A 25,284-nucleotide genomic window follows, 5' to 3' on the forward strand; every position below is an offset into this window, starting at 1 on the left:
TAAATAGAGATCTAACTTTAATGAATAAACAAAACGTTTAGGGGGAGGAATCAATTTGGTTGACATATGGTCTTTTTCAGATTCATAGTTTTGGTTATAACATTCCTGAATTTGGTTACAGTGGCAAAAAATCCGATCCTGACCTTTGTTTTATAAATTGATAACAATAAGTTTATGGAAAATCAAAAACATTCATCAGATAATGTTCAGCCCGTTGCATTGGTTACCGGGGCTAACCAGGGGATTGGAAGTGAGATCGCTAAAACACTTGCCGCTAATGGGTACATCGTATATGTAGGGTCACGTAATCTAACAAATGGCGAAAAGGCAGCAGCAAGGATCGGTCATAATGCAAAGGCAGTTCAATTAGACATCACCAAACAGGAGAGTATCCATGCGGCCATTGAACGCATTACCAGCGAGGATGGCCGTTTAGACCTGCTTGTCAACAACGCCGGTATTGGCCAGGCTGGTGAGCCTGGACGTACTCCGGAAGAAGCGATGGCAGCCGGCAGGGCGGTTAATGTATCTTTAGATGAAGTGCGTACAGTATGGGAAACCAACGTTTTTGGTGTTATCGCAATTACCCAGGCGGCCTTGCCTTTATTGCGTAAATCACCATCGGCGCGCATTGTCAACGTATCTAGCGGAATGGGGTCACTTACCTGGATAACGGAGCCGGGATCTTGGGCCAGAGATAGTTTCGGATTGGCTTATGGTGCCTCTAAAACAGCACTTAATGCCGTTACCGTCGCTTTCGCTTTAGAATTAGAAAAGGAAAATATCAAAGTCAATGCTGTAAGCCCCTCATACACGGCGACGGCATTGAACAACTTCCAGGGTACGGACAGCCTTGAGGTAGGTTCGCGCGAACCTATCAGGGTAGCTTTGGAAACGGATGGTCCGACCGGTACTTTTACCGGCCACGATGGTTCGCTGCCCTGGTAGCACAGGCTATCAGGTAAATGAATTACGTAATTTATCACCGGTGATATAAATGTCACCGGTTTACTTTTTATCTTCGAATATGAAAAGCAAAACGCCTAAAGTCACTAAGATAGAATCCATTTCCGAAATTCACCGTATGGCGGGAATTGCTGGTCCGGTTCATCCCTTGATCAGTTTAATGGAAGCCCGGCAGGTTATGAACTTGTGCCAGTCCCCGGTAAGCTATGTTGTGTGTTTTTACATGATCAGTTTTGTAACTAAACTGTCCGGAAAATTTCAGTATGGCCAGGAGCATTATGACTTTGACGACGGCAGTCTGATATTTACGGCGCCCAACCAGGTAACGGGTCAAATAGTAGCTTATAATGATAATGAGGGTTTATCACTTTTTATACATTCAGATTTCCTGCGGGGACACCCTTTGGCAGCGAAGATCAAACAGTTCGGTTTCTTTTCATATGCGGCTAACGAGGCCTTACATCTTTCTGAGCAGGAGAAGGCAACAATGCTGTCCATTTATAACATCATCCGGGAGGAACTCAATAGCCGTATCGATGACTTCAGCCAGGAAGTGATCATTGCTCAGATCGAATTGTTGCTAAGTTATGCCAAGCGATTCTACAAGCGCCAGTTCATCACGCGTCAAGCGGTGAACAATGATCTCCTGAAAAAACTGGAAGAATTGTTGGATACTTACTTTGAAAAAGACAAATCAGCCAACCAGGGCGTTCCCACCGTTCAATACCTTGCAGAGCAATTAAATTATTCGCCCAATTATTTAAGTGACCTGCTGCGTTCGCTCACCGGACTGACCGCACAGCAGCATATCCACGAAAAATTGATCCAGAGATCAAAAGAACTACTTTCGTCTACAGAACTAAGCATCAGTGAGGTAGCCTACCAGTTAGGTTTTGAGCATTCCCAGTCCTTTAGCAGGCTTTTTAAAAACAAAACAAAGCTCTCACCACTGGAATTCAGACTTTCCTTCAATTGATTCCAATTGTAATCTGAGATGCACAGCCGATAGAAATAGGGTATCACATAGGATAAAGCTAACATAGAGAAGTCGGTGTATTGGTAACAAATGTTTTTGCGATGAGGAAAATCGCCGTTCCCACATGGTTGCCAAACTGTATCGCGGTGGATATTTTTGTCTGAACCGATTGATATGAAATAAAACAAAAAGCCCCTTAAATCATACGATTTAAGGGGCTTTGCAGACATTTGATAGTCCGTAAGTCGGGGTGGCAGGATTCGAACCTACGACCTCCTGCTCCCAAAGCAGGCGCGATACCGGGCTACGCTACACCCCGAAAACATGGTATCACCTTTTTTCCTCTTGCGAAGGATCTGCGGTTTAACAATTGTGACGTCGTTTGCAGAAGCTTTATCATTCAGACCATAACGGTCTTTCTGATTTGGCGTGCGACAAAGGTAAAGAAATTGATGACATTTTTACGGTCTGCAGGTATTAAAAACGTAGAAAATTCTTAAAACCTTGTCTTTCAAGGAGAAAAATATTAAAATAATTTCATTATCTATCTAAGAAATGTATGTTATATTTTTGTATCTTTATACGTATAAACATTATCTTTCTATGATAAAAAATATGCTGTTATCCCTACTCGTACTGGGATCTGTTTACCTCGATAAAGTACAGGCTGCTAAAGTAGATACCGTTAGCACGTATAGTACTGCCATGAAAAAGAACATCAAAGCGGTTGTCATTACTCCGGATAGTTACGCCAAAGGAAAAGTATTCCCGGTGGTCTATCTTTTACATGGGGCGGGGCAAAACTATTCTGACTGGGTAAAGAATGCTGCATTCGTGCCGGCTGCGGCCGATCAGTACCAGCAAATTATTGTTTGTCCGGATGGAAATATAACCAGCTGGTATTTCGACAGCCCGGTAAATGAAGCCTGGAAATATGAAACTTACGTAACTAAGGAGTTGCTGCCCTGGATTGATGCCCACTATAAGACCATTAATGACCGTAAAGGCAGGGGAATTACCGGTCTGAGCATGGGAGGGCACGGCGCGCTGTACCTTGCTTTTAAACACCAGGACCTTTTCGGCACTGCCGGAAGCATGAGCGGGGGAGTGGATATCCGCCCTTTTCCAAAGAACTGGAGAATTGAAGAAAGGCTGGGCACATATGCAGAACATCCCGAGAACTGGGAGAAAAACACAGTGATCAATATGCTGCATTTACTTACACCCAACTCGCTTGCCTTGATCATTGATTGTGGTACCAGCGATTTCTTTTATCAGGTGAATCTGAACCTCCATGAAAAATTGCTGGAAAGGAATATCGCCCATGATTTTATAAGCCGGCCGGGCGGACATACCTGGCCGTACTGGGCAAATGCGGTGAAGTACCAGATGTTATTCATGAGTACTTATTTTAATAAGGAACAACCTGCAGCAAATCCGTAACGCGTATTTGCCTTTCATATCCGTTAAAAACCCTTCCAAAACGGAAGGGTTCTTTGTTTGAAATCTTGGTTAATTAGTCTGTTTACGTATAAGGTGTTGAATATAAACTGATTGTATGGTTGTTTTTGTTTTAGTATAGTCATTGGCTATAAATATTTAAAACTACTGATATGATCGCATTACTTCTTTTTGCTGGCCTTAGACGGTGTAGCTTAAAAACAATGAAAACGGTTTATCGTAATTATTCTGCTAAATTTATAATTATTTTCCTGGGTGGCATGCTGCTGCTTATCAGTATTCTTTATCTGGTACAAAATGGGTATGTGATCTTAAAATGGTAAGTTAAATTATGGGAAGTTTAGGATGTACATACGGATGAGCGCATCTTAATGATATAGCCGTTAGGTAAAAAAGAATTGATAAATAGCTACTCTGATGAAGATAAAAACTAAACTCCGCCTCGGATTTGGGTTCCTGTTTGTGATGGTACTGCTGTTCGGATTCATCTCGCTTTATTACATGAACCAGATTTCGTTAAGTGCAAAAGTGATTTTGAAGGACAACTATGAGACCCTGAGTTATACCAGGGATATGAGGTCGATCCTGGATCAGCATGATCTTCCTTTATCCAAAGAGATGATCGTGCAGTTTTCCAGAAAACTTGACCTGGAACAGAGAAATGTTACCGAGGTTGGCGAAGGACAGGTTATTCATACCCTAAAAGCTGCTTTTAGGGTGATGACGAATCCAACCATTGCACAGGACCAGCAAATAATGGCATTGGCAAAGATAAGGATACAGCTAATGCGCATTGACCGTCTGAATATGGATGCGATCCTGAGAAAGAATGCTGTTGCGCAGGAAGCGGCGAAAAAAGCCAGTCTATACCTGGTGACTGCAGCTTCCTTCTGTTTTCTGGTGCTGTTTTCTTTTATTGTGAACTTCCCTGGTTTCGTAGCAAATCCCCTGAGAGAATTTTCAGAGGCGATTAAAGAAATTGGCCGCAAGAACTATAAACAGCGGCTCCGGTTTGATGGTTCTGATGAATTCTCAGAACTGGCAAGGTCCTTTAACGAGATGGTGTCAGAGCTGAACAAATGGGAAAATAGTAACCTGGCAAAAATCCAGTCCGAGAAGTTAAGGATCGAAGCGATCATTGAACAGATGCAGGATGCAATTATTGGGCTGAATGAGGGACAGGAAATACTATTTATGAATAAAGTAGCCGCACAGTTGCTCAACCTTAACGAGGGAGAGGTAGTGGGCCTAAATGTAAAAGACCTGATGAAGAAAAATGACCTGCTGACAAGGATATTGAAGAGTGAAGGAAGCCTGCAGCCCATAAAGATCTATGCGGATAATAAGGAGTCTTATTTCCAGCTACAGAAAAGGGAAATCGTTGTACCTGTTGTTGATGATCAGGATGGATTCGTGGTCATGGAAACAGGAAAAACAGCGGGCTTGGTATACATTCTTAATAATATTACGCAGTTCAAGGAGCTTGACGAAGCCAAGACAAACTTTATCGCCACGGTATCCCATGAGTTGAGAACGCCAATATCATCTATCAAAATGAGTTTGAAATTAATGGATGACGAACGTATAGGAATGATGAACCCGGAGCAAAAGCAGCTGCTGGAACATATCAAAGACGATTGCAGTCGTTTGCTGAAAATTACCAGCGAGCTGCTCGATCTGGCGCAGGTAGAAACGGGAAACCTGCAGCTGAACTTTGTGAAGACCCATCCTGAGGAAATCGTTAATTATGCACTGAATGCTGTGAACTTTCAGGCAGAGCAGCGGAATATCCGACTGGAGCTGATCACTGGCGACCACCTGCCGGCCGTTAATGCTGACATGGAAAAAACGGCCTGGGTGCTGATTAATTTCCTGTCTAATGCCTTGCGCTACAGTCCGGATAAGTCGGCAGTACAGATCAGCATTATAGAAAAAAATAAAGCAATCGAGTTTTCTGTACGTGACTACGGAAAGGGAATTGACGAGCAGTATCAGAAAAAGTTGTTCGACCGTTATTTTCAGGTGCCGACAGACGGAAACAACAAATCGGGATCAGGACTGGGACTGGCCATTTCTAAAGATTTTATTGAAGCCGAGAATGGAAAGATCTGGGTGGAAAGTGAAATAGGTACAGGAAGCCGTTTTTGTTTCCTGCTTCCGGTTGCGGAATAAATGGAAGCTTAACTGAGTATATTACAGCTACCTCATCCTGTAACCAAATTGAAAGCCAGCGCTGCTGCCAGTTTGGCTGTCCGGTGATCCGGATCATACCCAGGGTTATACTCTGCAATATCCATGCTGATGATTTTTTTGCTGTCAATAATGAACTGCAGGCATTTAAAGAAAAACGGATCAGGGAAAAGACCTGAATAGGCCGGAGCGCTTACACCCGGTGCTACTGAAGCCGCAAATACGTCAAGGTCAATGGTCAGGTAAATATGGGAACAGCCCTGAATAAATTTTTCCACCTTTGAAAGGATCTCCTGCTCATTGGTGGTGCAGAATTCCCTGGCTGGAATGAATGTTGCACTTAGTTGTGTTGCCGTTTGGTACAGTTGTCTGGTATTGCTGTTCTGCTGTATGCCCAGCACCAGGTAGTGGAATGGCTTCTTGTCCTGCCGGCAGTTGACGGCAATCTCAAAAAATCCTGTCCCTGAAGTGCTAAGCCCTCCGGTAGGTTCACGAAGATCAAAATGGGCATCAAAGTTAATGATCCCTATAGTAGTTGTATCATCGATATGGTTACTGATCCCTTTATAATGCCCGTAGGCAATTTCATGTCCGCCACCAATAACAAGGGGCTGATACCCGTAAAACAAGGCCGTTTCAACAAGGTTGGCCAGCTCGGTCTGTGCTTCTTCCATCGCTTCAGTTTCACATATGATATCGCCCAGATCTATAAAAAGTGCTTCTTCCGCAAGATGAACGGGTAAATTCCCGCAGGCCTGCCTGAAACACAGCGGGCCGTCTTTGGCACCTACGCGGCCCCCGTTACGCAACACCCCTTCATCACAGGCAAAGCCTATTAATGCGACATTCCGCTCCCCTGATGGGGCAACAGGTATCAGCTCTTCCAGTAAGTTGACGGTAAGGATACGCTGATGCCAGCGTTGCGAGGCAGGATCAGTACCGTCGGTACGGCCTTTCCAGGTGCCTTTTATAGTGTTGCTGTAAAAAGCTGGATTAACGACGGTCATATTTGGTTGTCTAATAGAGATTTAAGGTACAAACTAATAAACGTTTTAAAAGCACTGATGGCCGTAAAATTACTTTCTGTAGCTATAATCTACGCACTCCGTTTTTCCAGACCATATGGGGTTTTAATTTACCCTGATGGTATAAGATCTCCCGGTAGTCATTGCAGGGATAGGCCTGCATGTCGGCTTTCATACCCCGTATGAGCATACCCCGGTCATTCATACCCAATGCCTGTGCGGCCCTGAATGTTAACCCCGCAAAAACTTCTGCAGTGCCCAGTTTCTCTGCGGCACTCATTACTGAAGCCTGCATAAGGAGGTCGCCCATGGGTGCTGATCCCGGGTTCCAGTCGCTCGCTATGGCCACACATGCCCCGGCATCCAGTAATTTTCTTGCAGGTGCATAAGGCAGGCCCAGGCCCAGTGACGCACCTGGTAAAACTACAGCCACTGTAGAAGAGCCTTTCAGCAGGTTAATTTCCTTTTCAGTAACCGCCTCAAGATGGTCGGCAGAAAGAGCTCCTGTTTCCACTGCAATATGAAGACCCCCGGTACTGAACTGATCTGCATGTACAGTAAGCTGAAAACCCATGGCCTTTGCAGCGCGGAGGTAAGGCAGTGCTTCAATACTGCTGAATGCGCTTTCTTCGATGAAAATATCCATACGTTTTGCCAGGTCCTCTGCTTTGACCAGTGGGAGCAGGTCTTTCAGTACATGATTAAGGTAATCCGCTGCCGTTCCCGGGAAGTCTTTAGGCAGCAGGTGTGCGGCCAGGCAGGTGGGTACGAGTTCTGCCACAGACGATTCAGAAACTTTCCTGATCGCTCTCAGCTGTTTCAGTTCATTGGCTACGTCCAGTCCATAACCGCTCTTTACTTCTATGGTGGTCACCCCTTCGTTTAAATGCCGCTCTGCCCGCTGTTGCAGCAGTGCAGTAAGGGCAGTTTCATCCGCTGCGCGTGTTTGGATGACGGAGTCCCAGATGCCACCGCCGTTTCTGGCAATTTCCAGGTATGACTTTCCCTGGATGCGCATGCTGTAATCTTTCGCCCTGTTTCCAGCGAAACAGATGTGGGTATGGCAATCGATAAATCCCGGGAGCAATACATTTTCTCCTGCGGTCTCTTCTACCTGTATTCCCGGGTTCCGGGCGTATAGCTCTTCAAAATTGCCGGTTTCAAGAATTAATCCCTGATCAGTGATCACCCCTGCGCCTGCAATCACCTGAAGACGCCTATCGTCTATTGCTCCGTTTAGGGGTAAGTCCTCCAGGGTGAGGATCTGGCTGAAGGGACCGGTTAATGTCTTCATATCAATTTATCCTATAGCTAAACCAAACTTTTCTGCCCATTTTTCTGCCTGGTCATATCCTGCATCGGCATGCCGGAAGATGCCCATGGCCGGGTCATTATACAGTACGCGACGGATGCAGGATGCTGCTCTCTCCGTTCCATCTGCCAGGACCACCATACCAGCATGCTGGGAATAGCCCATTCCCACGCCGCCGCCATGATGAAAAGATACCCAGGTGGCACCACCGGAAGTGTTGGCCATCAGGTTCAACAGCGGCCAGTCTGATACCGCATCGGAACCATCTTTCATGGATTCAGTTTCCCTGTTTGGTGATGCAACGGAGCCGCAGTCCAGGTGGTCGCGGCCAATCACGATAGGGCCTTTCACCTTTCCGCTGGCCACCAGTTCATTGAACAGCAATCCTGCTTTTTCGCGCTCTCCCATGCCAAGCCAGCAGATTCTTGCAGGCAAACCCTGGAAACTGATCTTCTCCTGTGCCTTTTGCAGCCAGTTGATCAGGTGTGTGTTCTCCGGGAAAGCCTCCATCAGGGCACAGTCTGTAGTATAGATATCTTCAGGATCTCCGGAAAGGGCTACCCATCTGAAGGGGCCTTTGCCTTCGCAAAAAAGTGGCCTGATATAGGCGGGAATGAATCCGGGGAAATCAAAAGCATGTTCTTCTCCCCCCTGTCTGGCAAATTCCCTTAAGTTATTTCCGTAATCAAAGGTTACCGCACCCATTTTCTGCAGTTCGAGCATAAAGCCTACGTGCCTCGCCATGCTGGCCAGTGACCGTCTTTTATACGTCTCAGGATCTGTTTTTCTTAAGACCGCCGCCTCATCGGGAGACAGCCCATTGGGGATATACCCGTTCAGCGGGTCATGTGCCGATGTCTGGTCTGTCAGCATATCTGGAACCAGCTGGTCGGCAATTAAACGTTCCAGCAAATCACCGGCATCGCTCACCAGGCCTACGGAAAGTGTTTCTCCTTTTTCCTGTGCTTCCCTGATCCAGCGGATAGCTTCTTCATAAGACCAGGTCATCCGGTCGATATATTGTGTGTCTACTCTTTTTTGTATCCTTGAAGCATCTGCATCGGCACCCAGAAAAATAGCTCCTGCCATGGCTGCTGCCAAAGGCTGCGCGCCCCCCATGCCGCCAATTCCCGCACTGACAATAAGTTTGCCTGTTAAGTTATGGCCGAAATGCTGCCGTCCGCATTCCACGAAGGTTTCATAGGTGCCCTGCAGGATTCCCTGTGTACCGATATAGATCCAGCTGCCTGCGGTCATCTGCCCGTACATCATGAGTCCTTTGCTGCGCAGTTCATTGAAATGCTCCCAATTTGCCCATGCCGGTACGAGGTTGCTGTTGGCAATCAGTACCCGTGGTGCTTCGGGGTGACTTCTGATGATGCCTACAGGTTTTCCGGATTGTACCAGTAAAGAATGGTGTTCATCCAGTTCCAGCAGGATCTCAATGATTTTCTGTAAGGCCTCAGGATTGCGTGCCGCCTGGCCTATGCCGCCATAAACAACCAATTCTTCGGGGTTTTCTGCTACCTGCCCGTCGAGGTTGTTCAGCAGCATTCTCAGGACAGCTTCCGTTTGCCAGCTTTTGGCATGTAACTGCATGCCTCTTGGTGCTTTATAAACAGGATGTTTGGCATAAGTATTAATAAATGCTGAATTGCTCATATTTCTGGAGGTTAAGGTGATGTTGTGCAGCACTGTCTTCTGCGGTATTCAGGAGTATGCCTCCCGTAATTAATTGATGCAGCTGATTGATATCATAGGCAAAGATCCTGTCTTCCGTAATTACAGGTACATACTCCCGTACCAATTCATAACAAGCTTCAATCACAGGAGCCGAGTGTAATGGCCTTCTGAATTCCAGGGCCTGTACGGCGTATAACAATTCTATGGCCTGTATATATTCCAGGTTATCTATCACCTGGTGTAATTTTCTTCCACTGATGGAGCCCATGGAAACATGGTCTTCCTGGCCCATTGAGGTGGGCACACTGTCGGCACTTGCCGGAAAACAGAGCGTCTTGTTCTCCGTAACCAGGGCTGCAGTAGTATATTGCGGAATCATCAGGCCTGAATTTAGTCCGGCATTGGCCGTGAGCAGTTTTGGCAGGCCATACTTTCCTTCATTCATCAGGTAACACCGGCGGTCGGAAATGTTCCCCAGTTCCGCCGCAGCAACGGTGACATAATCCAGTGCCATGGCCAGTGGCTGACCATGGAAATTACCTCCACTGATGGAATCTTCAGCGCTGAAGATGATCGGATTGTCTGTTACCGAGTTCAGTTCGATCTCCGTTAGCTCCTTAAGGTGCAGCCATGCATTGCGTGATGCGCCATGTACCTGTGGCATGCAGCGGATAGAGTAGGGGTCCTGCACCCGGCCGCAGTTCAGGTGTGATTCCCCGATCGCTGATCCTTCCAGCAGGGTTGACAGGCGGTGGGCAACCAGTATATTCCCTTTGAAGGGTCTCAGCTGGTGGAGACGCTCATCGAATGGGCGTTTGGAACCGGCCAGTCCTTCCAGTGACATAGCCCCAATGAGGTCAGCCGCGTCCAATGCGCGGCTTAAACGCTGAACGGCTTTTACAGCAAAGGCAAGGATGAACTGAGTGCCGTTGATCAGTGCAAGGCCTTCTTTCGGGCCTAATACAATAGGTTTCAGGTTATACTGTTGGAATATTTTGGCAGCCGGCACTTTCACGCCTTTGTGGCACACCTCTCCAAGACCGATAAGTGGCAGGAACAGGTGAGATAATGGGGCGAGATCACCCGATGCACCTACAGAACCCTTTTCGGGTACTACGGGGATGATATCATGATTGATATGCCAGATGATCCTGGCCAGGGTTCGCGGGGCTATTCCGGAATAACCCTGCGCAAGGGCATGTACTTTGGTGATCATCATGATCTTTGCAATTTCCTTTGGAATGGATTTGCCCACCCCAACGCTATGGCTTTTGAGGATATTGACCTGCAGCTGAGAGGTGTCTTCCTCAGAAATATGGGTATCGCACAAAGGGCCGAAGCCTGTATTTATACCATAAACTGGTTTCTGGCTGCGTACTATTTTTTGAACCTCTTCCCAGGATGCGCGGATCCTTCCTGCTGCTTCCTGGTCAATCATACCTGTGATCTTGCCGGATGCAAGGGCCAGGCATATCCCACTGGTCAGGTGGTCAGTTCCATAATAAAAGATATTAGACATTGGTAACGGATTTATTGGTCTTATTGATTTTTGCTTTGACGCGTGCAGCGATGTCTGCCGATTTAAAGGCTGCTTCAAGCGTGGTCAGTTCATTTAGGATCGCATCACTTGCCGGTTTACCGCCGGCAACTTCTTCCATGGTCTCGCGGATAGATTCCCACATTGGAAGTAATTTCTTCAGGAGTTTTTTGCCCTCCGGGGTAAGTTTTACCAGCTGCTTGCGTGCATCCTCGGAGCTGGTTGTAGTCATGACCAAACCTTTGCCTTTTAAATTGGTGACCAGCTGACTGGCAGCGGGATGGCTCACCTCTATCTCTTCGCATAACTCCTGTATGGACAGTGAATTGTTTTCTGATAACAGGTAAAATATGGGGAACCATGTAGTTTCGAAAACAATACCTTCTGAGCGGTAGGTCCTGTTGACCTCCGACAGAAATAGCTCGCTGAGCCGTTTCAGCCTGCTGCCTAAAACCAAATATCCTAATGACTGGTAATAATTCATCATCCAAATATATGTATAAGTAATTATATAAGTGCTTATGTATGTATAAAATATTTTATCACAGCTGTTTAGCGGTGTTTTGAATAGGATGAGCCTATAAATTAATTTGCAGATCCGGTTGATCATCTTAGACGTTTTTGATTTCCTGTGACCAGTTATCGTAGCAGTGCACTTCATCTAATAAAGTACTCAAAATTGCTCTTTGCAGATAGCAATAATGCAAATGCCGCTTTTCCGGAATCAATTAACAGAGATAATAAATACTATACATTCATCAAATTTCGCCCATTCTTTTATACTTTTATTCATAAAAAATAATCATGTTTGAATACTTCGAAAAAATCAGTGAGCTGATCAAATCCATCTCCTCCAAAGAAACCGAAAACATTAAAGAAGCTGCTGAATGGGTTTCAGAAGTGATCATTGAAGACCGTATTATCCATGCTTTCGGCTCCGGGCATTCACATATTATAGGAATGGAACTGTTCACCAGGGCCAGCGGGCTGGCGAATGTAAACGCGATTCTGGACGACCTTGTACTGGCCACAAGCGGAGCAAGAAGGGGTGGCGAGATAGAGAGGATAAGCGGACTGGCAGATATCCTGTGGGAAAAGTACAGGATCAGTTCATCAGATATCATGATCATTATCTCTAACTCGGGCAGAAATGCCATGCCCATTGAAATGGCAATGCGTGCAAAAAAAGAAGGCCTTAAGGTAATTGCAATCACATCCCTTACACAATCTAAAAGTTACCCTTCACGTCATTCCAGCGGTAAAAAGCTATATGAAATAGCAGATCTGGTTATTGATAACCACGTACCCTCAGGAGATGGGCTAATGGAAATTGAAGGGAAGCTGATCGGCCCGGCATCATCAATTGCGGGCATGTTACTGGTCAATACCATCACTACAGAGGCCATAAAGATCGCTTCTGCAAAAGGTGCGGCATTGCCAATTTACCACAGCCAGAATATAGATGGTTATTCTAACGAAGAGTTGTATCTTAAATTTGAAGACAGGATAAAACACTTATAAATTTATACTATTTTTAACTGCTCTGTATGTTTCACGAACACCTTCTAATTGTATTGTCGCTTCTTTTTGCGGTTTTTATGCTCACTATGCTCGGGCAGAAACTGAAGATTTCCTATCCGATATTTTTGGTGCTTGCAGGGCTGGGGATCAGCTTTATTCCGGGTATTCCGCAAATAGAGATAAAACCGGAAATGATCTTTCTTTTGTTTCTGCCGCCCCTGTTATATGAGGCTGCATGGTACACCTCCTGGAATGATTTCTGGAAATGGCGGCGGCCTATCGGGATGCTCGCTTTCGGCCTGGTGTTCCTGACTTCTATTATCATAGCCTATGTCTCCACAGCCATGATCCCCGGTTTCACACTGGCTTTCGGGTTTTTACTCGGAGGGATCATCTCTCCTCCTGATGCTGTGGCCGCGAGTTCCGTGCTGAAAAATATTAAGATCCCTCAGCGCTTAACTACCATCCTGGAGGGGGAAAGCCTGATCAATGATGCTTCCAGTTTGATTGTCTTCCGCTTTGCACTGGTGGCAGTGATGTCTGGGCAGTTTTCCCTGCCACAGGCTGTAGGCCAGTTTTTTATTGTCTCCATTTTGGGAATCGTAATTGGTCTGGTCATTGCACATATCATGTACCTTGTACACCGTTTCCTGCCCACTACCCCCAGTATTGATACCGCACTTACATTAATGAGCCCTTATTTTATGTATATGGCTGCGGAGGAATTTCACTTTTCAGGCGTAATGGCGGTGGTAAGCGGGGGGCTGTTTTTGTCTTACCGTTCCCATGAGATCTTTTCTACAGGAAATGCCCGTTTGCAGACTATCAACGTGTGGGCCACCGTAGGTTTTGTTTTGAACGGCCTGGTGTTTATCCTGATCGGACTGGAACTCCCTGTGGTGATCAGGAATATGGGGGCTGACGCCATGGCTGATGGCATCAAATATGGACTGGTGATCAGTCTGATTGCTATTGTCATCCGCATTTTATACGTTTTCCCTATCGCCTATGTTCCTAAATGGCTGGGCCGTAATGAAAGGGCTGACCGCCGTAATCCAACCTGGAAAGGTCCTGTGATCATCGGATAGGCAGGGATGAGGGGAGTGGTTTCACTGGCCTCGGCATTATCAATACCGCTATTGATGGAAAATGGAACAGCCTTTCCATACCGTGACCTGATTCTCTTCATCACCTTTATTGTGATCCTGGTTACGCTGGTTTTCCAGGGATTAACATTGCCGCTGGTCATCAAATGGGTTAATATTAAAGATTCGGGCGATTTTCTTCCAATAGAGGAGCAGGATGCAGCCATTCACCTGCGGATGAAACATGCTGCGCTGAAACGGCTCAACACCAAATACCAGAAGGAAATTTCGAACAATGAGCTGGTCGGTTTTTTAATGAACCAGCTGGAAAATGATATCGCTATTGCAGGGCAAAGACTGGAATGCCTGGAGTGCGAAGGAATGAAAAAGGAAGAACTTGAATTGTACAACCTTGTGCTGCTGGATCTGTATAATGTACAGCGCAAAGAGCTGTTTGTGCTGCGTCATGAAAAGACCTTTAGTGATGAAGAACTCCGGAAGATAGAAAGCGAGCTTGATTTTGATGAAGCAAAGATCAATTTAAACAGGCATTAATTTAACGGTAATGCCCTGCAATAAATCCCCTATATTAGGGATTTATATAGAATGATAATGTGCTAATTTTATGTCATCTATATTTATCCTGAACAAAGTTATGAAAAAATCAATTCTACCGAAATGTATGCCCGCTATGGCCATGCTGTGCGCCATATTTTTATTTTCCTGTTTCTTATCTTCCTGCAACCCTGAAAGCCATAATGACGCTTACTATTCCAATGACACTACAGAAATGCAGGTAGGGGGCGTAAAAATAATACCAATTGAAACCCCAAAGGGGAAATTCAATGTGTGGACAAAAAGAACCGGCAACAATCCTAAAATAAAGGTTTTGCTTTTGTCCGGCGGTCCGGGACTGAGCCATGAGTATCTCGAGGCATTTGAAAGCTTCTTCCCGAAAGAAGGAATCGAGTTTTTCTATTATGACCAGTTGGGTACCGGAAATTCCGATCAGCCTAAAGACGCTGCTTTATTTGATATTCCCCGTTCTGTAGAAGAGGTGGAACAAGTGCGTAAGGCCCTGAACCTGAATAAAGATAATTTTTATCTCTACGGACATTCCTGGGGAGGGATCCTGGCTATGGAATATGCGGTTAAATATCAGGAGCATCTGAAAGCGCTGATCGTATCGAATATGGATGCCAGTGGTAAAGATTATAACGACTACGTTGAAAACGTATTGTTCAAACAGCTGCCACCCGGAGTGCAGGATACCCTGAAGCAATTTGAAGATAAAAAAGACTATAAAAACCCGAAGTATTCTACTCTGCTGCAGGACCACTTTTATGCAAAGTATATCTGCAATATGCCAATGGATATATGGCCGGAACCATTACTGAGGGCATTTAGCAAGATCAATGAGCCCTACTATAACGCCATGCAGGGGCCAAGTGAGCTGCACTTGTTCGGTAAGATCAGGGACTGGGATATCAAGTCCAGGCTGCCACAAATTACAGTACCTACTTTAACTATAGGGGCCAAACTGGATGAAATGAATCCTGCTCATATGAAGTGGATCTCAGAGCAGGTGAAGAACGGGCAGTATCTATATTGCGCAAACGGAAGCCATTTGTCTATGTATGATGACCAGCAGTTTTATATGAGAGGGGTCATTAAATTTATTAAAGATATAGATAGGGGCAAAGGCTAACGGGTCGGCGCTTCTTCCCGCTTTTTTTCGATGTCCGTATATGAACATGAATTGTTCATATACGGACATTTGTTTTGAAAAAAGGGGTACATTAGTGGTTTAAGCATTGTTTTCTTCGTGGCACAGCAATTGGATCAGGGAAACCGCTAAACAATCACATTATGTTTCAACACCATCTCTTACTGATCTACCGGAATTTTAAAAGATACAAAAGTTCATTTTTCATTAATCTGACCGGACTTTCAGCCGGTCTTTCCTGTGCTTTGCTGATCTACCTATGGGTAAATGATGAAGTTCAGATGGATAAATTCCATGCAAAGAACGGCCATCTTTACCAGGTGATGCAGGATATGAAAACCGCGCAGGGCGATATCATTACTGAGGCTACGCCGGGGATTCTGGCGGAAGCGCTGAAACAGGAATTGCCTGAGGTAAAGGAGTCGCTTACCGCTTCACCCACTTACTGGCTGGAACAAACTAAACTCTCTGCAGATCACCAGGGTGATATCAAAGCGGCAGGAAAGTTTGCCGGCAGGGATTTTTTTAAGATATTCTCGTTCCCGCTGGTCTCGGGCGATATAAACAGGGTGCTGACCGGCAAACAGGCAATCGTTATCTCTGAGAAACTGGCAATGAAGCTGTTCAATACTACCCGGGTTTTGGGTAAAGAGATCATATGGAGAAATGTTGAAATGCAGAATGAGACCCATTCACTGGTGACAGGTGTTTTCAAAGACACGCCCGCTAATTCTTCAGATCATTTTGATTTCCTGGTTTCCCTGGATATTTTATATGGTGCAAATGATAATTATGTGAAATGGACCTCTAATGGCCCCTCTACTTTTATTGTATTGAAAAATGGTACAGATCCCGCGCAGCTGAACGCAAAGATCAGGGATTTTATGCGGCCGAAAGGCGTCAAGGCGCATACCCTGTTCATCAGGCCTTTCGCTGACGGCTATTTACACGGAACTTATACAAATGGGCTGCAGTCCGGCGGAAGGATAGAATATGTACGTTTATTCTCTCTGATCGCTGTTTTTATTCTGGTGATTGCCTGTATCAACTTCATGAACCTTTCAACAGCAAGGGCTTCCAGGAGAATGAAAGAAGTAGGCATTAAAAAGGTGATGGGAGCGGGGAGATCGTCGCTCATCGTGCAGTATCTGGGAGAGTCAATCCTGCTCAGCACTTTATCTTTATTTATCGCACTACTTTGCGTAGAGCTTATTCTTCCGCAATTCAATGAGATCACCGGCAAACAGCTGTCCCTTCATTTCAACGGACGCCTGCTGCTGATTATCACGGGGATCACCCTGTTTACAGGATTGGTTTCGGGCAGTTATCCTGCTTTATATCTTTCAGCCTTTAACCCCGCCGCTGCCCTCAAAGGTAAGCTGGTGACCTCGGCAAGTGCACTATGGACCAGAAGAGGACTTGTAGTTTTCCAGTTTACGCTTTCTGTGGTATTGATTGTCTGTGTTTTCGTAGTGTATAAACAGATAGAATTTGTGCAGCGCAAAAATCTCGGATATCAAAAAGATAACGTTGTCTACCTGGAAGCAGAAGGAAAATTGAAAACACATATCGTTTCTTTCCTAGCTGCGGTCAGAAAGATTCCCGGAATCTTAAATGCCTCCAGTATGGACAGGGGTTTTTTAGGCGAATTCGGATCTACAGAAGGCGATTTTAAATGGGAGGGCAGAAATCCTAAGGAGATCATCAAATTCCAGAATGCAAGTATCAATAGCGGACTGATCGAGACGTTGGGAATGGAAATGGCAGCAGGCAGAAGTTTCTCGGATAAATTTGGTGCTGACAGCACTAAGATCCTCATTAATGAGGAGGGGATCAGGGTGATGGGTCTGAAAAATCCGATAGGTAAAATGTTTGGCCTCTGGGGAAAAGATTATCAGATTGTTGGTGTGGTAAAGAACTTCAATTTTGAGTCTCTGCATGAAGCCGTTAAACCGCTATTCTTCAGGTATGCCACACAGCAAACCAACAGGGTGCTGATGAGGATCAAAGCAGGGCAGGAAAAGGAAACACTGGCGGCGCTCCGTGATTTTTACCTGCAGTACAATCCGGGCTTTCAATTTGAATACAGGTTTCTGGACCAGGATTTTCAGGCACAATATACAGCGGAAAACAGGGTGTCAGTTTTATCCAGGTATTTTGCCGGACTGGCAGTGATCATTTCCTGTCTCGGCTTGTTTGGCCTGGCGGCTTTCACTGCGGAAAGAATGTTCAAAGAGATAGGGATCAGAAAAGTACTGGGCGCAAGCGAATGGAGTATCATCTATATACTTTCCGGTGAATTTATTAAACCCGTTGCGGCATCAGTAATCATTGCGCTTCCATTAAGTTATGTATTAACAAGGTACTGGCTGGATACTTTTGCATATAGAATAGAACTGCAGCTTTGGTATTTCGCAGCTGCAGGAGCCATGGCACTGCTGATCTCCTGGCTTACGGTGGGGCTTCAGGCAATAAAAGCAGCAAGAATGAACCCAATAGAATGTCTCAGAGAGGAGTAGACTCCGCCACATTGTTTCAGCTTTATACAAATGTAATAGTGATTTGCCATCAAATGCCAGAATATCCTATGGCCGGCATTCATATTTTATTGGTTTTGTTTCAATAAGCGTATAAAATGAAGTCGAAGACTATGTAATTTTTCCGATATTCAAAAAAATATATATTATATGATATTGTTATATATATATGTGTTTTTGTGTCATAAGGGTACATTAAATAGATAATATAGTATTGTGGTATAGCTGTTGGCTCTGTAATTTGGGCCGCGTTTATAAAATATTTGGTGCATTTGTTATTTTTTATTGAAAATATTCGCAATAAATTGTAATTTGACCATGCTTAATCGATTTTTATATATTCCTATAGCTTATAGATACAACTTTACCATTAATAATACATGAAAGACGACTTCAATGAGATGTTTAATACTTACAAGGGTAGGATATATGCCTATATACTTGCGATAACGAAGTCTGAATACGTTGCCGAAGAGATCACGCAGGAGATTTTTATTAAATTATGGGTTGCGAGGGAACAGCTTCACGAGATCAGAAACCTGGATGGTTATATTTTTAAAATAGCCAGAAACCTTTCTTTGAACTACCTTCGTAAAGTGGCCTACAATGAGAAGATGTCTACCGAATTGATCAGGATTGCATCCAAAGACGGTGATAGTGCAGAAACCAAGTTAAATCTTTTTGATTACAATAAACTGATCAACCAGGCGGTAGACGGACTCTCTCCACAGCGTAAACTGGTATTCAAGTTAAGTAAAGAAGAAGAATTGAGCTATGATGAAATCGCTTCGCAGTTAAAACTTTCAAAAAATACCGTTAAAAATCATCACCTTACTGCAGTAGGTATTGTACGTTCTTTCCTGATCAAGAACGGTGTAAGTTCTGCTATTGCAATTTTTTTTATGTTAACCGCTTAAATTTCGTTTAATATTCGTCCGGTCTATTATCTGATTACTGTTTTCACAGTATTTGAATAAATAATTTCAGTTTTTTTATTTTTTTTTAATTTTCATTAGTCTGATTGGTTGAGTGATGTGTCTTTCATTTAAATCAGCCAGAAAAAATGGAAGAAAAAAATAGGATTTCTCTGCTTTTCAGTAAATATGTAGCCAATGAAGCTAATAAAGCTGAAGTGTCAGAACTTCTTGAATTGATCAAAGATGAAGATTCCGGGCTTGAGCTGAATGCTGAGATGGAGGAGTTGTGGAACAGGAAAAATACTGTGAACGGGAATGAAGTAGACTGGGATAGAATCTATAAAATTGCTGTAGCTTCAGAGCCGCAGATTAAAGTTGTCAAAACATACAGAAGGGTTTGGCTCAGTGCAGCGGCAATGCTTATCGGACTGTGCTCTGTAGCGATCTGGCTGAATACAAATAAAAAATTTACTGCCGACACGGAATCTTACGTGCGCGGAAGTGCCGGAGCTGGTAAAACGCTCATCGTATATCTAAGTGACGGAACAAAGGTGACCTTGAATTCAGGTTCTGAACTTCGTTATCCTGAAACATTTAATGGCAGTAAGCGCGAAGTTTACCTAAATGGAGAAGCTTATTTTGAGGTAGCGCATCATCCTGAAAAATCTTTCCTGGTGCACTCAGGAAAAGTAGTGACCAGTGTATTGGGAACATCATTTAATGTGATGGCCTATCCGGAAATGTCAAAAATGTCAGTAACCGTACTGACGGGCAAAGTGGCCGTTAAAAATACCAGCAGCAGCAAGCTCGTAACATTACTGCCGCTGCAGCGCGCCAGTTTGAGCAGCGGAAAAGAGGCTTTTGCTGTTGATTCGGTAAAGGATGTAGCAGAAATGATCGCCTGGAGCAAGGGAGAGCTGATCTTTAACAATGCTACCCTGGAAGAAATTGCATTAAAAGTCGGCAACCGCTATGGAATAAATATTAATATCATCAATCAGCATAAAAAACAAAGCAGGATCACGGGCACATTCAATAAACAATCTTTTATTGAAATCATGAATGCCGTTACACATTTAACAGAAACAAATTACAGGCAAACCGAAGATAATTATATCATATACTAATCATATAAATAGCAATCTCCACTCAAAAACCAGATAGAATATCCAAAACAGTAAGACGCCTATGAAGTAAGAATGGTTACAAAAAAAAGTTGGATGTGTCCCACCACATCCAACTAATTCTTAAGCTTTCGCTCAACTAAATTCATTTTCTCCACTCACCGGAGAATATTAACAAATTTTCTCAAATATATGACAAATAACGTATTGTCCTGCGGATTTTCATGTAAAAATCTGGTTAATATTCTTTTGATTGTAATTTTACTGCATTTTAACTTATCTTCTTATGCGGAAAAAAGGCGCCTTCAGGATCTTGATACAAGGATATCGTTAAATGTTAGACAGATGCCTGTAAATGAGGTTTTAAAAAAAATACACCGTAAGGTAAAGATCGATTTTGCTTATGGCTCTGATATATTGGCGGCAGCTGACAAAGTAAGCCTGAATGTAAAAAATGAAAAACTTTCAGTGGTGCTTAAAATGATTCTTGAGCCTTTAGGTATGCAATATACGTATGCAGATAACCTGATCCTGATTGAGGCGATGAAGATTAAACCCAAGGGCTCCGCAGCGAAGACTGCAGTTTCTACCGATAAACAGAGCCAAATCAAAGGTACCGTTGCAGATCATCAGGGAATTCCACTTCCGGGTGTCAGCGTTAAACTCAAAGGAGGATTGGCTGGTGCCAGTACAACTGCCGATGGAAGATATGCCATTGCCCTTCCCGATGCCAATGGCATACTGATCTTTTCTTTTATGGGTTATTTGCCGCAGGAAGTGGAAGCAGGCGGACGGACTACGGTAGATGTGGTGCTGAAAGAGCAGTTGCAGAACCTGACTGAGGTAGTAGTTACCGCACTTGGTATTAAAAGAGAGAAAAAATCGCTGGCATATGCGGTGACAGAGGTAAATGGCAGTGAGTTCACGCAGGCACGCGAAAATAACGTGGCCAATGCGCTGACTGGGAAAGTTGCCGGACTGAATGCTTCAGGTTTGTCCACAGGCCCCGGTGGTTCAAGCCGTATTGTAATCAGGGGTAACGGATCGCTAAACGGAAGTAACCAGCCGCTGTACGTGATTAACGGTATGCCAATGGATAACAGCACACCGGGCGGGAGTGCCACTTCAAACGGCGGTTCGGATGGCATGGGAAACGTGGACAGGGGTGATGGTATCGGTGGAATCAACCCGGATGATATTGAATCGATCAGTGTATTGAAAGGCGGTACTGCTGCTGCCCTTTATGGTGCAAGAGCTGCAAATGGTGTGATTTTGATCACCACCAAAAAAGGCCGTGCGCAGAAAGGTGTCGGAATTGATTTCAATTCCACTTTTAATGTGGACAGGGCTATTATAGCGCCCGACTGGCAATATGAATACGGACAGGGAACTGATGGTACAAAACCAACAACACAGGCCCAGGCTTTAGCCAGTGGCCGCCGCTCCTTTGGTGCCAGAATTGATGGCTCAGCATATATTGCTGCGGACGGACTTTCACATCCTTATTCAGCAGTGAAGGATAATGTGCGTGATTTTTATCAGACAGGAACCTCGTTTACGAATACACTGGCTTTTACAGGAGGCAATGAAGCGGTAACCTACCGCTTTTCAGGAAGTAACCTGAACAGTAAAAGTATACTGCCTAACAGTACTTACAACAGGAAAACTGCCAACCTCAGCGTAAATGGCAAGCTGGGGCCGAAGGTAAGTTTCGAAGCACTTGCACAATACAACGTTGAGCGTGCACACAACAGGCCTACTGCCGGTGATGCCCTGGGAAACCCAAACTGGACGCCCCTTCTGGTGGCCAATACAACTGATGTAGACTGGCTAAAACCCGGTTACGATGCCAGGGGCAATGAAACGGCATGGAATGATGCATCAATTGCTTCGAACGGCTATTTTGTGGTCAACAAATTTAAACAAGAGGACACCAAGAACCGTTTTATCGGTCAGGCAGGCCTTACCTTTCAGCTCATCAGAAATCTGTCTGCAAAGGCGAGTGTGAGCCGAGATTTTTATAACTACAACTACGAATATGTGCTGCCAAGCGGTACTTTATATACTCCCAACGGACAATACTCAGCCCTCAAAGCTGACAACTCTGAAATTAACGGACTATTGACACTGAACTATACTGGTAAAGTGACTGAAGATTTCACCCTGACTGCCCTTGCAGGTGGTAATCAGCAAAAATCAGTTTATAATTTGCTGACTACCACAGGAAGGAACTTCACCATTCCGTATTTTTACAGCACAACGAATCTTTCTACACTTGCTACTGTACCTACCAACAACCGGACAGCCATCAACTCGTTATTTGCTTCGGCAGATATCGGTTTCAGAAGTTATGCCTTCTTAACGGTAACCGGCAGGCAGGACTGGTTCTCTACGCTGAGCCTTCATCACAACAGCCTTTTCTACCCATCTGTTGGTGGAAGTTTGGTGCTGTCTGATGCCTTTACGCTACCCAGGGCGATAAGCTTTGCAAAATTAAGGGCCTCATGGGCGCAGGTTGGTGGTGGTGCCCCTGATCCATACCAGATCAACCTTGGGTACACCAGTCAGCCATCCTCAGGGCAGCCCATACAAAACGTAACCAGCACAACCATCAGTAACCGGAATCTTCAGCCCTATACCTCTACCACTACGGAGGCCGGCCTGGAAGCAAAGTTCCTGGACAACAGGCTTGGATTTGACCTGACGGTATACAACCGTAGAACTACCAATGATATCGTTTATACCGCCATCAGCGGTACCACAGGCTTTAACAATGTGATCCTGAACGTGGGTGAACTGGATAATAAAGGTGTTGAAGCGCTATTTACAGGTAATCCTGTGAAGTCCGGGAATTTCTCCTGGAACCTCAGCTACAATGTAACCTATAACAAGAACACGGTACAGAAACTGAGTGAAGGGCTGAACCAGATCCAGGTGGCATCTTCAGTGAACTCTTACGCCTATATCAATAATATCGTCGGCCAGTCGTACGGATCCATTGTTGGAACCAGGATGCAGAAAGACGCCAGTGGAAACACGGTTTTTAATGCAACTACGGGTTTGCCGGTAGCAACCGGACTGGAAGTGCTGGGTAAAGGTGTAGCACCATGGACAATGGGGATTACCAATGATTTCCTTTACAAAGCATTTACACTGAGCATTTTGGTTGACGGCAAGTTTGGCAATAAGATCTTCTCCCTGATGGATGTTTACGCTACCCGGTTGGGATTGAACAAAATGACATTACCCGGCAGGGATGGCGGATTGACGGTTACAGGTGTTACGCAGACTGGGGCTCCTTACAGCAGGGTGATCCCGGTAAGCGGAATTCAGTCTTATTATGATAACTACAAATCTTATACTGACCTGTTTGTTTATGATGCGGGCTTTATCAAATTACGCCAGGTGGTCCTTTCTTATGCTTTGCCGCTGAAGAAAGTCACTGCGGTTCAGTCGGCATCCGTTTCCCTGGTAGCACGTAACCTGTTAACCTTATACAAGAAAACGGATAATTTCGATCCTGAACAAAGTTATACCAATTCGTCGAGCCAGGGATTTGAATCTATTGGCTTACCAAGAACAAGAACTGTGGGTTTGAATCTGATGTTTAAATTCTAATAAAAAGAGATGAACCCGAAGGCTCGATCTAACAAATAAATAACAATAAGTAACGAGATGAAAAGACATTTTTATAAAATCAGTTTTGCTATCCTTTCTTTAGTTATACTCTCCTCCTGTCAGAAGGGCTTCGGGGACCTCAATACGAATCCGAATGCTTCTCCGGTTGTTAATCCTGCGTTTACTTTCACCAAGGCGCAGCTGGATGGCGCAGCAAATGCATTGATCCTGCTTCAGGGTACCATGCAATATACCACCAGCTATAATGATGTTGCCGGTTTCGGCGCTAAATATGTACTGAGCCAGAGCAGCGCCAGTTATGCCGCTTTTACGAATGCCTATCCTAAAGAAGTGAATGAGATCATCTCCGTGATCAATACGATTAAGGATGATCCGGCCCAGACGAACTTACTTGCTGCTTCCAGGATCTGGAAAGCATATATCATCAGCAGGCTGACAGACCTGTACGGTGATATTCCCTATACCCAGGCGGGCAAAGGGTATACCGATGCCATCTATAAACCTGTTTATGATACTCAGCAAAGTATTTATGCCGATCTGCTGAAAGAACTGGATGAATCGGCCGCAAGCTTTGATGCCTCGAAAGCAACATTTGGCCAGGCGGATCTGATCTACAATGGCAATAACACACAATGGAAGAGATTTGCCTGTTCGCTGATGCTGCGGCTGGCGATGAGGATGACGAAAGCAGATCCGGCAAATGCCGCAACCTGGGCAAAAAAAGCTATTGCAGGTGGCGTAATCCTCGATAATGCTGATATAGCTAAAGTGAATGGTTATGTATCTGCAGGGCAGGATATCAACAAAAACCCGCTGGCGCTGAACATGCTGAATTCAGATTATATCAGGGCCGACGGAACAAGCAATACGGAGGGAGGGAAGTTCCAGGATGTATTTATCAATTCGCTGAAAGCCAATAAAGACCCGCGTCTGGGTGTCCTTGCCGTAGTGTATGTGAACGGTAAAGCCGATACTTCTGCTGCTGTTCAAAAAGGGATGTCGGCCATGCTGGGCGCTAAACCTGCTGATTTTATCACTTATTCTGAGCCAAACCACCATACGATCCTGCAGTTGAACAGCCCATATCTGCTGCTTACCAATGCAGAAACTAATTTCCTGCTTGCTGAGGCCGCTTTACGCGGATGGTATAACGGCAGTGCCGCTAGTGTTTTATATGAAAATGGCATCAGGGCATCAATGCAGCAGTGGGCATTGTTTGGCCCGGCAGGAACAATTACAGTTAACCAGATTGATACATACATTAAGTACCATAAATTAATCACTTCGGCTACGATGGCTGCCCAGATGGAGCAGATTTACAATGAGTTCTGGGTAGGTGTCTATCCAAATTCGCAGGAGGTTTTCGCCACCTACCGCCGTACCGGATTTCCTGCACTGGTGCCGAATAATTATGTGGGTAACGCCACAGGAGGCAAGATCTTCAGGAGAATGGAATACCCGCTTACAGAGCAGAATTTGAATGGTGAAAATTATAAAGCAGCTGTTGCACGCCAGGGGGCTGATGATTTTCTAACCCGCATCTGGTGGGATAAATAATGAACACAAGTACAAACATATAATATAT

The 25,284-nt window shown here is 44.8% G+C and carries 18 protein-coding genes and 1 tRNA gene; 13 read left to right on the forward strand and 6 right to left on the reverse strand.

All coding sequences use genetic code 11. The features are described from left to right. Positions 1 to 174 precede the first annotated feature (174 nt). A complete protein-coding gene (locus tag BLW16_RS09430) occupies positions 175 to 948 on the forward strand; it encodes an SDR family NAD(P)-dependent oxidoreductase (RefSeq protein WP_090556334.1) in 774 nt (257 codons plus the stop codon). 79 nt (positions 949 to 1,027) lie between these two features. After that, positions 1,028 to 1,942: a helix-turn-helix domain-containing protein gene (locus tag BLW16_RS09435; protein ID WP_090556335.1), complete on the forward strand. Its 915-nt coding sequence runs from the start codon at positions 1,028 to 1,030 to the stop codon at positions 1,940 to 1,942. Positions 1,943 to 2,187: 245 nt separating this feature from the next. Here the strand turns inward: BLW16_RS09435 and BLW16_RS09440 are convergent. Continuing rightward, a tRNA-Pro gene (locus BLW16_RS09440) sits at positions 2,188 to 2,261 on the reverse strand. A 284-nt stretch (positions 2,262 to 2,545) separates the two neighbouring features. On the opposite strand from BLW16_RS09440, the gene BLW16_RS09445 reads away from it, so the two are divergent. After that, positions 2,546 to 3,385 carry an alpha/beta hydrolase gene (locus tag BLW16_RS09445; protein WP_245735196.1) on the forward strand — a complete coding sequence of 280 codons (840 nt, stop codon included), beginning with the start codon at positions 2,546 to 2,548 and terminating at the stop codon, positions 3,383 to 3,385. A 435-nt stretch (positions 3,386 to 3,820) separates the two neighbouring features. Then, positions 3,821 to 5,575 (forward strand): HAMP domain-containing sensor histidine kinase, encoded by a 1,755-nt coding sequence (locus BLW16_RS09450; protein ID WP_090556336.1) that lies wholly within the window; start codon positions 3,821 to 3,823, stop codon positions 5,573 to 5,575. A gap of 32 nt (positions 5,576 to 5,607) precedes the next feature. Here the strand turns inward: BLW16_RS09450 and hutG are convergent, their stop codons facing one another. From hutG to BLW16_RS09475, 5 genes are all read right to left on the reverse strand, one after another. After that, positions 5,608 to 6,600: a formimidoylglutamase gene (hutG, locus tag BLW16_RS09455; RefSeq protein ID WP_090556337.1), complete on the reverse strand. Its 993-nt coding sequence runs from the start codon at positions 6,598 to 6,600 to the stop codon at positions 5,608 to 5,610. Positions 6,601 to 6,682: 82 nt separating this feature from the next. Beyond that, entirely contained in the window at positions 6,683 to 7,912 is a 1,230-nt protein-coding gene (gene hutI, locus BLW16_RS09460; RefSeq protein WP_090556338.1) for an imidazolonepropionase, read from the reverse strand. A 6-nt stretch (positions 7,913 to 7,918) separates the two neighbouring features. Then, positions 7,919 to 9,592, reverse strand: a complete 1,674-nt coding sequence (gene hutU / locus BLW16_RS09465) for a urocanate hydratase (protein ID WP_090556339.1) — start codon at positions 9,590 to 9,592, stop codon at positions 7,919 to 7,921. Beyond that, positions 9,570 to 11,132, reverse strand: a complete 1,563-nt coding sequence (hutH, locus tag BLW16_RS09470; protein ID WP_090556340.1) for a histidine ammonia-lyase — start codon at positions 11,130 to 11,132, stop codon at positions 9,570 to 9,572. Before hutH ends, hutU begins: the two co-directional genes overlap by 23 nt. Continuing rightward, positions 11,125 to 11,637 (reverse strand): MarR family winged helix-turn-helix transcriptional regulator, encoded by a 513-nt coding sequence (locus BLW16_RS09475; protein WP_175470531.1) that lies wholly within the window; start codon positions 11,635 to 11,637, stop codon positions 11,125 to 11,127. The genes hutH and BLW16_RS09475 overlap by 8 nt, the downstream gene beginning before the upstream one ends. Before the next feature lie 317 nt (positions 11,638 to 11,954). On the opposite strand from BLW16_RS09475, the gene BLW16_RS09480 reads away from it, so the two are divergent. The 9 genes from BLW16_RS09480 (at position 11,955) to BLW16_RS09515 (ending at position 25,256) form a co-directional block, all read left to right on the forward strand. Then, the gene (locus BLW16_RS09480; RefSeq protein ID WP_090556342.1) at positions 11,955 to 12,671 is read left to right on the forward strand and encodes a sugar isomerase domain-containing protein; all 717 of its coding nucleotides are present in this window, start codon (positions 11,955 to 11,957) and stop codon (positions 12,669 to 12,671) included. A gap of 26 nt (positions 12,672 to 12,697) precedes the next feature. Next, entirely contained in the window at positions 12,698 to 13,759 is a 1,062-nt protein-coding gene (locus BLW16_RS09485) for a cation:proton antiporter (protein ID WP_317039950.1), read from the forward strand. A gap of 54 nt (positions 13,760 to 13,813) precedes the next feature. After that, positions 13,814 to 14,311: a cation:proton antiporter gene (locus BLW16_RS23945; RefSeq protein ID WP_317039951.1), complete on the forward strand. Its 498-nt coding sequence runs from the start codon at positions 13,814 to 13,816 to the stop codon at positions 14,309 to 14,311. 100 nt (positions 14,312 to 14,411) lie between these two features. Continuing rightward, a complete protein-coding gene (locus tag BLW16_RS09490) occupies positions 14,412 to 15,464 on the forward strand; it encodes a proline iminopeptidase-family hydrolase (protein WP_245735197.1) in 1,053 nt (350 codons plus the stop codon). 161 nt (positions 15,465 to 15,625) lie between these two features. Further along, positions 15,626 to 18,001, forward strand: a complete 2,376-nt coding sequence (locus BLW16_RS09495) for an ABC transporter permease (protein WP_090556343.1) — start codon at positions 15,626 to 15,628, stop codon at positions 17,999 to 18,001. A 398-nt stretch (positions 18,002 to 18,399) separates the two neighbouring features. Then, positions 18,400 to 18,936, forward strand: coding sequence for an RNA polymerase sigma-70 factor (locus tag BLW16_RS09500; RefSeq protein WP_090556344.1), 537 nt, complete (start codon positions 18,400 to 18,402; stop codon positions 18,934 to 18,936). Between the two features lie 146 nt (positions 18,937 to 19,082). Then, a complete protein-coding gene (locus tag BLW16_RS09505; protein ID WP_090556345.1) occupies positions 19,083 to 20,063 on the forward strand; it encodes a FecR family protein in 981 nt (326 codons plus the stop codon). Positions 20,064 to 20,405: 342 nt separating this feature from the next. Beyond that, entirely contained in the window at positions 20,406 to 23,678 is a 3,273-nt protein-coding gene (locus BLW16_RS09510) for a SusC/RagA family TonB-linked outer membrane protein (RefSeq protein WP_090556513.1), read from the forward strand. A 57-nt stretch (positions 23,679 to 23,735) separates the two neighbouring features. Further along, on the forward strand, positions 23,736 to 25,256 hold the full coding sequence (locus BLW16_RS09515; RefSeq protein ID WP_090556346.1) for a SusD/RagB family nutrient-binding outer membrane lipoprotein: 1,521 nt from the start codon (positions 23,736 to 23,738) through the stop codon (positions 25,254 to 25,256). Positions 25,257 to 25,284: the final 28 nt, after the last annotated feature.

The organism is Pedobacter hartonius (assembly GCF_900107535.1).
GTDB classification, from domain to species: Bacteria; Bacteroidota; Bacteroidia; order Sphingobacteriales; family Sphingobacteriaceae; genus Pedobacter; species Pedobacter hartonius.